This window comes from Streptomyces typhae, assembly GCF_009755605.1.
GTDB lineage: Bacteria > Actinomycetota > Actinomycetes > Streptomycetales > Streptomycetaceae > Streptomyces > Streptomyces typhae.
In genome coordinates, this window is sequence record NZ_WPNZ01000033.1 from 1 (window position 1) to 12,678 (window position 12,678).

Sequence of the window (12,678 nt, forward strand, 5' to 3'; positions counted from 1 at the left end):
CGTCCGGAGCCCGCGCCACCTGCCGCGCGAACAGCTCACCCACGGTCGCCCCCGCACCCACCGCGCCCGGTGCCGTCGTGCCGGCGGCGCCCCGCAGCACCGCCTCGCGCTCACCGGGGCCCAGCACGTCCACGCGGCCGACCAGGAGCCCCGGTGCGGCGGCGAGCTGGCCGAGTATCCGCCGGAACCTCTCGGCGATGCCCCGCGTCGCCGTGCGGTCCAGTACGTTCCGCTGGTGTTGCAGCGTCACCCGCAGCTGGGGGTCGGCCGCGGCCATCACCGTCAGCGGGTAGTGCGAGCCCGACAGCGGGCGGATGCCGGTGACCTCGATGCCCGCGGCGGCGTTGGCCTCGCCGAGCCCGGCGCGGTCCACCGGGTAGGACTCGAAGGCGACGAGGGTGTCGAACAGGACGCCCGTACCGGTGGCGCGGTGGATCTCCGTCAGGCCGTGGTGATGATGGTCGAGGAGGGCCGCCTGCCGGTCCTGGAGCGTGGTGAGGACCTCGGTGACGCTGTCCGCGGGACCGCACCGCACCCGCACGGGCAGGGTGTTGATGAACATGCCCGTCATCGCGTCCACGCCGGGCACCGCGGCCGGGCGCCCCGACACCGTCGCGCCGAACACCACGTCCTGGCGGCCGGTGAGCACCCCGAGCAGCAGCGCCCAGGCGCCCTGCACCACGGTGTTCAGGGTGATCCCCAGCTCGGCGGCGCGCCGGGACAACGCGTGGGACACGTCCGCGGGCAGGTCCACCTCGACCTGCCCGAAGCCCTGTTCCGGCCGCGGCGTCGGGGCGGCGGACACGGCCGGGGCGAGCAGCGTCGGCTCGGTCACGCCCGCCAGCTCCTCCGCCCAGGCGCGGGCCGACGCCTCCCGGTCCTGCGCCGAGAGCCACACCAGGAAGTCCCGGTACTCGGGCGTCCTCGGCAGCGCCGACGCGTCCCCTTCGCTGCCGTAGAGCCGCATCAGGTCCTGCATGAGCAGCGGCAGCGACCAGCCGTCGAACAGCAGGTGGTGGGCGGTGAGCACCAGCTCGTACCGGTCCGTGCCGAGCCGCGCGAGCGCCATCCGCAGCAGGGGCGGCTCCGTGACGTCGAAGGGGTGCCGCAGGTCGTCGGCGACCAGCGCCTCGAACGCCGCCTCACCGCTCACCCGCGCCGCCCCGTCGCGCTCCCGGGCCGTCCCGCCGTCCACGCGCGTCCGCGTCAGGTCCACCTCGCGCCACGGCAGCCGCACCCCGGCGACCACCACCTGCACCGGGTCCCCGTCGGCACCCGGCACGAAGGCGGCCCGCAGGGCGGTGTGCCGGTCAAGGAGTGCCTGCCCGGCCGTCCGCATCCGGGCGCTGTCCACCGGGCCGCGGAGGTGCAGGACGAACTGGACGTGGTAGGCGTCCGGCGCACCGTCGGACAGCATGGCGTGGAACAGCAGGCCCGACTGGAGGGCGGTGAGCGGCCACACGTCGGCGAGCCCCGGGTGGCGGCGCTCCCACACGTCGATCTCCCGCTGGGCCACCCGCACCAGCGGCACGTCGGACGGTGTGAGCCCGCCCGCGCCCGGTGTGGCGGCGTGCCGGGCGAGGCCGTCGAGCGCGGCGGCCCACAGGTCGGCGAGTTCCCGCGCCACCGCGCGGGGTACGGCACCCGTGGCGCACTCGAACTCCGCCTCCAGGCAGGGCCCTTCCGCGGTGTCCACGACCATCGAGTTGATCTGCACCGCGGCGAGGGCAGGCATGCCGGGGTCCATCTCGGCGAGCGGCCAGTGCACGTCCGGCACCTGGCCGAAGCCGAGGCCGCGCAGGTGTTCCGGCATGTCGGTGGCGGCGAACCGGCCCAGGTAGTTGAAGCCGATCTGGCCGGTGGCGTACGGGCGCAGGGCTGCGGCGGTGTCCGGGTTCAGCTCCCGCAGCAGGCCGTAGCCGACGCCGCCGTCGGGCACGGCGCGCAGCTGTTCCTTGACGGCCTTGACGGCGTCGCCCGCCGCGGCACCGCCGGCGAAGGCCTCCTCGATGTCGCATCCGGCCACGTCGAGCCGGACCGGGAACATGCTGGTGAACCAGCCCACCGTGCGCGACAGGTCCGCGCCCGGGACGGCGGCCTCCTCGCGTCCGTGCCCTTCGAGGCCGACGAGGAGCGACGGCTCGTCGACGCCGCGGGCACGGCGCAGCCGGGCGACGGCCAGGGCGAGCCCGGCGAGGAGCCCGTCGTTGACCCCGCAGCGGTACGCCGCGGGCACCGCCGTGAGCAGGGCCTCGGTGACCGGTGCGGGCAGCCGGAGGCGCACGGTGTCCACGGTGGAGCGGATGTCGACGGCCGGGTCGAGGCGGCGGGTGCCGATGACCGGGTCCGGGCCGTCCACGATCGACAGCCACCGCGGCAGCTCGGCCGCCCTGCCGTCCGAGGCCGCCTCCGCGACGAGGGCGTGCGCCCACCGCCGGAAGGACGTGCCCGTGGCGGGCAGTTCCGGTGCCCGGCCCGCGCGCACGTCGGCCCAGGCCGCCGCGAGGTCCGGCAGCAGGATGCGCCAGGACACCCCGTCGACCACGAGGTGGTGCAGCACCACGAGCAGCCGTCCCACCCGTACGCCGCCCCCGGCACTCGCCCCGCGGGCGGCGTCGGACCAGTCGAACCACACGAACTGCGCCACCACCCCGGCCTCCGGGTCGAGGCGGCCCACCGCCGCGTCCCGCTCCGCCTCCGCCGTCCACAGCCACATCTCATCCCTGGCCCCGGTCGGGAGTGCACCGCCCGCCGCGTCACCCGCTGGTCCTTCGCACTCCACCCGGTGCAGGAGTGCCGCCGCGTCCACCGAACCCGGCGCCCCGACGAGCAGCCCCTCCTCCGCTCCGGCGACGCCCACCAGACGTGCCCGCAGCACGTCGTGGCGGTCGACGACCGCGGCCAGGGTGGCGAGCAGCCCGGCCCGGTCGATGCCCTCGGGCAGTTCGAGGAGCATCGACATGGAGAACCGGCCCGCGCTGCCGCCGCGTCCGCGTATGTGGCGGGCGACGGGCGTCAGGGGCAGCGCCCCCGTGCCGCCGCCGTCCAGCTCCCGCAGGGCCGTGCCCGTACCGGGGTGCCGCCCGGCGCCCGCGACCCGGGCGAGGCCGGCCACCGTGCGGTGCTCGAAGATCTGGCGCGGGCTGACCTCCACACCGTGCGACCGGGCGCGGGAGACCACCTGGATGGAGCGGATGCTGTCGCCGCCCGCCGCGAAGAAGTCGTCGTCGACGCCGACCCGGTCGACGCCGAGCACCTCCGCGTACACGTCGGCCAGGGCCCGCTCCACAGGCGACCCCGGCGCCCGGTACGCGCCCGCGGCGAAGTCGGGGCGCGGCAGCGCCGACCGGTCCAGCTTGCCGTTCGGCGTCAACGGCAGCCGGTCGAGCATCACGTACGCCGCCGGGGCCATGAACTCCGGCAGCCGCTCCGCCGCGAAGGCGCGCAGCTCCCGCGCGGAGACGCCGGCGCCGAAGTCGATGTCGCCGACGCCCGCGACGCCTCCCCGGGCCGGAACGACGTACGCGACGAGCCTGCGGTCGCCGCCGCGCTCCTCGTCGGCGGCCACCACGGCCTGCGCCACACCGGGGTGCGCGGTCAGCGCCGCCTCCACCTCGCCCGGCTCGATCCGGAAACCGCGCACCTTCACCTGCGCGTCGGCGCGCCCCTGGTAGACGAGACGGCCCTCCGGCGTCCACGCCACCACGTCACCGGTGCGGTACATGCGCTCCCCGGGCCCGCCGAACGGGCAGACCACGAACCGTTCGGAGGTCAGCGCGGGGCGGCCCAGATAGCCGCGGGCGAGCCGGTCGCCCGCGATGTACAGCTCGCCGGGCACCCGGGGCGGCACCGGGCGCAGCGCCGCGTCCAGGACGTACAGGCGGGTGTGGTCCAGCGGGCGGCCGATCGGCACGATCTCACCGGTGTCGGCCTGCTCGCGCATGGGGTGCACGGACACCGCCACGGTCGCCTCGGTGGGGCCGTACGCGTCGACGACGGTGGTCCCCGGGCAGGCCGCGAGGACCCGCCGCACCGCCGCCGCGGGCACCACGTCACCGCCCGACCAGACCTCCCGGACCCCGGTGAACGCCTCCGGCCGGTCCTCGGCGACCACCCGGAACAGCCCGGCGGTGACCAGGAGCCCGGTCACCCGGTGCGTGGCCACGGCGTCGGCGAGGGTGGCCGCGTCCAGGGGCCCCGCGGGGGCGACGACGACGGTGCCGCCGCGCAGGAGCGGCACCCACACCTCGTAGGTGGACGCGTCGAAGGCCTGGGTCGCGTGCATCAGGACCCGCTCGTGGCCGCCGCCCGCGAAACAGCGGTCCAGGGCGAGGCGCACCACTCCCGCGTGGGTGACGCCAACGCCCTTGGGGGTGCCCGTGGAGCCGGAGGTGTGCATGACGTACGCGAGGTGCCGCGGCGACAGCGGTGCCGTGCGCCCGACGGCATCGGCGCGCTGTCCCGGGCCCGCCCCCCGCTCCACGTCCTCCAGGAGCAGCAGCGGCGCCCCGGTCGCGGGCAGTGCCCCCGCGTGCTCCGCGTCGGTCAGGACGCACAGCGGGTCCGCGTCGGCGAGGACGAGGCCGACGCGGGCGCTCGGGTACCGCGGGTCGACCGGCACATATCCCGCCCCCGCCTTGAGCACGCCGAGGAGCGCGACGACGAGTTCGGCCGAGCGCGGCAGCGCGACACCCACCAGCGCGTCGGGCCCCGCCCCGAGCCGCACCAGGTGCCGGGCGACACGATCGGCGCGCGCGTCCAGCTCCGCGTACGTGACGTCCTGCGCGCCGCACACGACCGCCACCGCGTCCGGAGCGGCGGCGGCCCGCCGCGCGAAGAGCGCGGGCACCGTCAGCTCCGGGGCCGTCAGATCCGGCGCCTTCGCGTCCGGCGCCGTCACGTCCGGCGTCGTCGCGTCCGTGTCGTTGAAGCCGTGGAGGATCCGGTCCCGCTCCCCCGGCCGCAGTACGTCGGCCTCGTCGACGCGCAGCCGCGGGTCGGCGGCCAACTGCCGTACGAGCCGCACATAGCGGTCCGCGAGGACCTGCGCCGTGGCGCGGTCGAAGAGGTCGCCGGCGTACTCGACGCCGCCGACGGCCCCGTGCCCCGGGGTGTCGGCCAGCGCGAAGACGAGGTCGAACTTCGCGGTCCGGGTCGGCACCAGGGCGAAGGCCGACCTGAGGCCGGGCGCGTCGAAGGCCTCGTGCTCCGTGCTCCGCCAGCCGAACATCACCTGGAACAGCGGGTGGTGGGCGGTGGACCGTTCCGGGTTCAGGGTCTCCACCAGTCGCTCGAACGGCACGTCCTGATGGTCGTAGGCCGCCAGCGCCTTGCCCCGCACCTGCCGTACCACCTGCGCGAACGACGGATTGCCCGACAGGTCCGCACGCAGCACCCACGTGTTGACGAAGAACCCGACGAGATCGGCGAGTCCGCCGTCCGTGCGCCCGGCGATCGGCGCGCCCAGGGTGATGTCGTCGCCGCCGCCCATGAGCCGCAGCAGCACGACCAGGGCGGACTGGAGCACCATCGGCACCGTGGCGCCCTGGGCCCGCGCCACCTCCTCGACGGCGGCGAGGAGCCCGGGCTCGATGACGAACTCGACGGTGTCCCCGCGATGCCCGGCCACCGGCGGCCGCGGCCGGTCAAGGGGCAGCCGCAACGGCTGCGGGACACCCGCCAACTCATCCCGCCAGTACGCCAACTGCCCCGCGAGCACACTGCCCGGATCGGCCTCGTCCCCGAGCAGCTCCCGCTGCCACAGCGCATAATCCGCGTACTGCACCGCGAGCGGCTCCCACGAAGGCGGGGCGCCGTGCGTCCGGGCGGCATAGGCGGTGCTCAGGTCGCGGGCCAGCGGCCCCATGGACTCGCCGTCGGCGGCGATGTGGTGCATCAGGAGGACCAGTACGTGCTCGTCCGGGGCGCACCGCAGCAGACACGCCCGCACGGGTATCTCCACCGACAGGTCGAACGGGTGGGCGACCTCCGCCGCCACCGCCGCAGGCACCTCGTCCGGCGCCACCTCCCGTACCGGCACATCCACGGCGACCTCACACGCGGGCACCACGACCTGCGCGGGCACCCCCGCGCCGTCCGCGACGAACAGGGTCCGCAGGCTCTCGTGCCGCACCACCACGTCCCGCACCGCCGCCGCGAGGGCGTCCTCCGCGAGCTTTCCCTTGAGCGGCAGCGCGTACGAGAGGTTGTACGTGGCCGAAGGGCCCTCGTACCGGTGCAGGAACCACAGGCGCTGCTGCGCGAAGGACAGCGGGACCCGCTCCGGCCGCGCCCCGGCCGCCCGCAGCACCGGGCGAGCCGAGCGGGCCTGCGCCCCCAGCCGCTCCGCGAGCCCCGCCACCGTCACCGCCTCGAACACCACCCGTACCGGAACCTCCACCCCCAACTCCGCACGCACCCGGTTCACCAGACGCGTCACGAGCAGCGAATGCCCGCCCAGGTCGAAGAAGCTGTCGTCGACGCCGACCCGCCCGACGCCGAGCACGTCGGCGAACAGGGCGGCGAGTGCCGTCTCCTGCGGGGTGCGCGGCGCCCGGAAAGCAGTGGTGGCGGCGGCGTCCGGGGCGGGCAGCGCCCGGCGGTCCAGCTTCCCGTTGGGGCTCAGCGGCACCTCGTCGAGGACGGCGACCACCGACGGCACCATGTAGTCGGGCAGCCGCCCGGCGACGAAGGCGCGCAGCTCCGCCGCGGCGGGCGGGGCGCCGGGGTCGGCGGGCACCACGTACCCCACCAGGCGCCGGTCGCCGTCCCGCGTGTCGCTGACGACGACGGCCCGCGCCACCCCGGGATGGGCGCGCAATGCCGCCTGCACCTCGCCGGGTTCGATGCGGAAGCCGCGTATCTTGACCTGGTCGTCGGCGCGCCCGTGGTGCACGAGTCGGCCGTCGGCGTTCCAGGTGACGATGTCACCGGTGCGGTACATGCGCTCACCGGGCCGCTCACCGTGGGGGCAGGCCACGAAGCGTCCCGCGGTCAGGGCGGGGCGGCCGAGGTAGCCGCGTGCCAGGGCCGCACCGGCCACGTACAGCTCGCCCGCGACCCCGGCGGGCACCGGCCGCAGCATGTCGTCGAGGACGTACGCGCGGGTGCCCGCGATCGGGCGGCCGATGGGCGGCGTACGGCCGTCGGCGGTCAGCGGGTCGCTGAACGTCACGATCGCCGTGGTCTCCGTCGGCCCGTAGGCGTTGACCAGGTCCCGGCCGTCGGCCCACCCGGCCACCAGGTCCGGGGTCGCCGCGTCCCCGCCCACCGCGAGGGAGGTCACGCCCGGCAGCGACCCGGGCGGCAGCGCCCCGAGGACCGCTGGCGGCAGGAAGACATGGGTGATCCGGTGCGCGGCCACGGTCTCGGTCAGCGGCCGTCCCGGAGCCAGCTGTTCCTGCGGGGCGAGGACCAGCGTGGCGTCCGTGAACAGCGCCATGCAGATCTCGTACACCGACACGTCGAAGCTCGGCGAGGCGAACTGGAGCACGCGGTGGGCGCCGCTGAGACCGAGCCGCGCCCGCTGCGTCGCCACCAGGTCGGCCACACCGAAGTGGGTGACGGCCACCCCCTTGGGGCGGCCGGTGGAACCGGACGTGTAGATGACGTAGGCGGTGTTCGCGAGGGACGCCGCAGGGCCGCCGGGGAGGGCGGCGGCCGTGTCGGGGACGTCGGCCGGGGCGTCCGTGCGCAGCACGGGGACCGTTCCCCCGGGCAGCGCGCCGGCGGTCGTGCCGTCGGCGACGATCAGCAGGGCACCGGAGTCCGCCAGCAGGTAGGCGACGCGGTCCGCCGGGTACGCGGAGTCCACCGGCAGATAGGCGCCCCCGGCCTTCATCACCGCGAGCATCGCGACGACCAGGTCCGGTGAGCGCGGCAGCGACACGGCCACCACGGTCTCCGTGCCCACCCCGCGCCGGACCAGCTCCCGCGCGAGCCGGTCCGCGCGGGCGTCGAGGTCGCGGTACGTCAACGACTCGGCGCCGCACACCAGCGTCACCGCGTCGGGCACGGCGGCGACCCGCTCCGCGAAGAGCGCGGGAATCGTGCCGCGGGCGACCGGCACGGCGGTGTCGTTGTACGTGTGCAGCAGCGCCTCCCGCTCGGCGCCGCCGAGCAGGTCGAGCCGGCCCACGGTCGTGGGGGCGTCGGCCACCAGTTGCCCGACGACGAGGGCGAGGCGCGCGGCGACGCCCTCCGCCGCCGCCCGGTCGACGAGGTGGGGCCGGTACTGGAGGGCGAGACGGGGGTGGGGGTCGGTGGTGACGGCGAGCGTGAGGGGGTAGTGGGTGCGGGCGTCGGGGCGGATGCCGGTGACGACGGGGGCGGTGCGATCGGGGCCGGTGCCCCCGGCGTCCGCGTCCCGGTGGTCCGCCGTGAGCGGCGGGATCGCGTACGGCAGGTCCGCCGCGTACGGCTCGGATGTCACCAACGTATCGAATAGAACGTTCGTCCCAGTCGCGCGATGGATGTCCGCGAGCCCGCAGTAGTGGGCGGCGAGTTCCGCCTGGCGGTCCCGCATCCGGTGCAGGAGGCCCGTCACCGTGTCCGTGGGCGCGAGGCGGACCCGTACGGGGAGCGTGTTGACGAACAACCCGGCCATCGCGTCCACACCGGGCACCGCGGCCGGGCGCCCCGGCACCGTCACGCCGAACACCACGTCCCGCCGTCCGGTGAGCCCGCCGAGCAGCAGGGCCCAGGCGGCCTGGACGAGGGTGTCCGGGGAGACGCCGTACCGGGCGGCGCGTGCGGAGAGAACACGGGTGACGTGCGGCGGGAGGGGCACATCGAGGGCTGCGTCGGCTCCGTCGACAGCGACAACAGCGTTCGCGGGAGCGGGAGCGGGAGCGGGGGTGGGGGTGGGGGTGGGGGTGGGAACGGGAGCGGACGAGACGGTGGGGAGCAGCAGGGTCGGCTCGTCGACCCCGGCGAGTTCCTCGGCCCACACCCGGGCGGCCGCGTCCCGGTCCTGGCCCGCCAGCCACACCAGGAAGTCATGGAACTCCGGCCCCGGGGGCACCGCGGAACCGTCCCCGCCCGCCGCGTACAGCCGCAGCAGATCACCGACGAGCACAGGCAGGGAACGGCCGTCGAACAGCACGTGGTGGGCGGTCAGCACCAGCTCGTACCGCTCGGCATCGACCCGCACGAGCGCCATCCGCAGCAGGGGCGGTACGCCCGGGTCGAAGGGCGCGCGGAGCTCGGCGGCGTGGACCTCGGCGAGCGCGGCGGAACCCTCGGCTCCGTCCAGATCCAGCTCACGCCACGGCAGTTCGACGCCCGCCACCACGGCCTGCGCCGGATCCCCGTCGGCGCCCGCCACGAACGCCGCCCGCAGGTTGGGGTGCCGGTCGAGGAGCGCCTGGCCGGCCGCCCGCATACGGGCACCGTCCACGCGTCCCCGCAGCCGCACGGCGAACTGCATCCGGTAGGAGTCCCGAGCCTGGGCGCCCCCGTCGAGGAGGGTGTGGAAGAGCAGCCCCGACTGAAGGGGCGTCAGCGGCCACACCTCGGCGACCGTCTGCCGTACGACGCGTGCGTGCTGCTCCGAAGGCAAAGAGGTCACCGGGATCCGCTCCTGTTCGTCAGGCCGGAGCTCAAGAGCCGCTCATCGCCAGCGACCGTAACACCGGCCCATCGGCCGCAGAAGTGCCCTGACCGGCGGCTCGATACCCCCAACTCACCGTTCTCAGCTGCCCTTTCGGGCGTGCTCGCGCCGGGGTGGACCAGCGCGTCGGCGAGCGGTGCGCGGTCGGGTGGCGACCGTTCTCAGGACGCACCGGACTGGTGGATTCCGGGGGGCGGGAGACGTCCTGCCGACATGACAGAGAACAGGGCTCAGAACGCGTACCTGACCGTCAGCCACGGCGCGTGCCGCGTGCGGAGCTGCCGGATCCGGGCGAGGGAGCGCTGTTTGATCTCCAGGGCGTAGCGCACGTTGAGGGCGCCGTTCTGGGAGCGTTTGGTCTCCTGCGCGTCCGGCTGCCACAGCACCTCTTCGGCGCGGGGGTGCCAGCCCAGGTTGACCTCGTGGAGGGCCTGGTTGTGGGTGAGCATGATGATCTCGGCGGCGGCCTGTTCCTTCACGCGGGCGGGCAGTACGTCGTCGAGGTGGGTCAGCAGGTCGGCCCAGTCCCGCTGCCATCCCGGGCGCAGCACGACGGGCGAGAGGTTGAAGTGGACCTCGTATCCGGCGTCGAGGAAGTCGGCGGCCGCGGCGATGCGCTCGGGGACCGGGCTGGTGCGGATGTCGAGGAGCCGGGCGTCGGCGGGGGGCATCACGGAGAAGCGCACCCGGGTCCGGCCCCGCGGGTCGAGCGCCAGCAGGTCGGGGTTGACGAACTTGGTCGCGAAGGAGGCCTTGGCGGTCGGCAGGTCACGGAACGCGGCGACGAGGTCCGCCGTGTTGTCGCAGACCAGGGCGTCGACGGAGCAGTCACCGTTCTCGCCGATGTCGTACACCCACGCCTTCGGGTCGCACTGGTTGGGTGTCGTCTTGGGGCCCTGGGCCCGTACGTGGCGCTGGACGTGGGCTACGATCGCCTCGACGTTGGTGAACAGCGTGATGGGGTTGGCGTAGCCCTTGCGGCGGGGGACGTAGCAGTAGGCGCAGGCCATCGCGCACCCGTTGGAGGGGCCCGGTGCGATCCAGTCGGCCGACCTGCCGTTGGGGCGGGTGGCGAGGGTGTGCTTGACCCCGAGGACGAGCGTCTCGGTCTTGATGCGGACCCAGCGGGCGATGTTGCCGTCGTTGCCGTGCAGCGAGGGGATGCGCCAGTGCCCGTCGACCTCGGTGACGCGCACCCCCGGCAGCCGGGCCATGATCTGCTGCCCGCGCGGGGAGTCGAGGGCCGCGCGCTCCGCGTACACCTCCCGCACGTCGAGCATCCGGCGCGCCTGCGGGCTGTCGCGGAACGCCCCGGGTGCGGCTCGCGCGACCGGGGTGTCCGCCCACGCGAAGAGCGCCTGCTGGTCGGGCTGGTCCGGCCGGGCCGACCGATTCACGTGTCGTTCCTTTCCACACCGCGGGGGCCCGCCCCGCGGCGCGCGCGTCACGCCTTCGGGTCGTGCCCCCAGTTCATGAGGGAGTAGCGCCACGGGGTTTCCGTGACGTCCCCCGAGGGCCGCTGCTTGAGATGCCTGTGCACATATCCAACGACTTTCCGCATATGCGCGAGATCATCATCCGTGAGATCGGCCCTCTTCTTCTCCAGCAGCGTCACGATGCGCCGCCCGGAGGCGTGCCCGACGCTCTCGCCGCCGTCGGACTGCCCCACGCTCTTCGACTCGTCCGTGGCCAGCCACTTCCTGAGGCGGTCCGGCGTCATGTTGACGGCGTCGCCGAAGTCGTCGGCGGTCTCCTTCCGGTCCGCGGCGCTCGTCCCGCTCACGAGCCGCCGCCCTTCTTGCGCAGGGCCTGCGGCTTGTGGACGGCGTTGCGGCCGGTCTTGTCGCTCTCGACCTCGTACTGCGGCTCGTCCTCGGAGGCGTCGACGGTACGCCCCGCCACGTCGGCGCGTTCTGTGATCTTCCTCTTCACCTTCCCGGGAACGGTCTGCCCATGGCTGCGCCAGGTGACCTCGTCGCCCTTGCTGAGCTTCTTGCCCTTGCCCACGATGCACACTCTCCCTGGACGGCGGTGCCGACCGGGCTGCGGCCGACGCTCCTCACTGTCCCCTCCCTCGGGTCCGGGCGCATATCGAGCCGCGCCCGGACCAGGGAAGACGCAGGTCAGAGGCGTCGTGACGGGACTGCTCGGGTGGCCGACCCCAGGACGTCGCGGTGGATGTCCAGGGCCGCGCGGGGGCGGTTCAGGGTGCAGTAGTGCAGGCCGGGGGCGCCTTCGGCGAGGAGGCGTGCGGCCATCGCGGTGGCGAAGCCGACACCGATGCGGCGGCCTTCGGCCGGGTCGTCGCGGGCAGCCTCCAGGCGGTGGGCGAGGTCCTCGGGGAACGCGGCGTTGCTCAGCTCGGCGAAGCGGCTGATCTGCCGGACGTCCGTGGCGGGCATGATCTCCGGGATGATCGGGGTCTCGCAGCCCGCCGCGGCGACCCGGTCACGCAGCCGCAGATAGTCATCGACGTGGAAGAACATCTGTGTGATGGCGTAGTCGGCACCGGCGCGGCACTTGGCGACGAAGTGCCTGACGTCGCTGTCCCAGTCCGGTGAGCGCGGATGCCGTTCGGGGAACGCCGCCACGCCGACCGTGAAGTCCCCCCACTCCTTGATCAGGGAGACCAGCTCGGCGGCGTACTCGACGCCTTCGGGGTGGCGGGTCCAGGGGCCGCGCGGGTCGGCAGGCGGATCGCCGCGCAGGGCCAGGATGTCACGGACCCCGGCGTCGGCCAGCCGGGAGAGGACGTGGCGCAGTTCGTCCTTCGAGTGCCCGACCGCCGCCAGGTGGGTCACGGGCCGCATCGTCGTCCCGGCCGCGATCCGCGCGCTGAGGCCGATGGTGCCGTCGCGGGACGAGCCGCCCGCGCCGTACGTCACGGACACGAACGCGGGAGACAGCGCCTCCACCTCGCGCAGCGCCCGCCACAGGGTGCGGCGGCCCTTGTCGTCGGCGGGCGGGAAGAACTCGAAGGAGAAGCTGGGGCCGGGTCCCCACGGGAAGACCGGCTTGCCGTTGGTCATGCGTTACCTCCGGAGGTACGGCAGGGGGAACGAGGGGGC

The 12,678-nt window shown here is 74.7% G+C and carries 5 protein-coding genes; all 5 read right to left on the reverse strand.

The annotated features are described in order from the left end of the window. Positions 1-9,568: non-ribosomal peptide synthetase (locus GPA10_RS38195; protein ID WP_157169440.1), on the reverse strand; the 9,568-nt coding region annotated here is incomplete at its 3' end. A gap of 272 nt (positions 9,569-9,840) precedes the next feature. Then, positions 9,841-11,007: a spore photoproduct lyase family protein gene (locus tag GPA10_RS38200; RefSeq protein WP_343041786.1), complete on the reverse strand. Its 1,167-nt coding sequence runs from the start codon at positions 11,005-11,007 to the stop codon at positions 9,841-9,843. Between the two features lie 47 nt (positions 11,008-11,054). Beyond that, positions 11,055-11,393 carry a DUF3140 domain-containing protein gene (locus tag GPA10_RS38205; RefSeq protein WP_079085899.1) on the reverse strand — a complete coding sequence of 113 codons (339 nt, stop codon included), beginning with the start codon at positions 11,391-11,393 and terminating at the stop codon, positions 11,055-11,057. After that, complete coding sequence (locus tag GPA10_RS43155; RefSeq protein WP_058845494.1) at positions 11,390-11,617, reverse strand: hypervirulence associated TUDOR domain-containing protein; 228 nt, start codon at positions 11,615-11,617, stop codon at positions 11,390-11,392. Before GPA10_RS43155 ends, GPA10_RS38205 begins: the two co-directional genes overlap by 4 nt. Positions 11,618-11,733: 116 nt before the next feature. Beyond that, a complete protein-coding gene (gene metF, locus GPA10_RS38215; protein WP_157169441.1) occupies positions 11,734-12,639 on the reverse strand; it encodes a methylenetetrahydrofolate reductase [NAD(P)H] in 906 nt (301 codons plus the stop codon). Positions 12,640-12,678: the final 39 nt, after the last annotated feature.

Bases quoted from the DNA above. Each gene is read 5' to 3' on its own strand.
- metF (WP_157169441.1), bottom strand. From the start codon at position 12,639: ATGACCAACGGCAAGCCGGTCTTCCCGTGGGGACCCGGCCCCAGCTTC.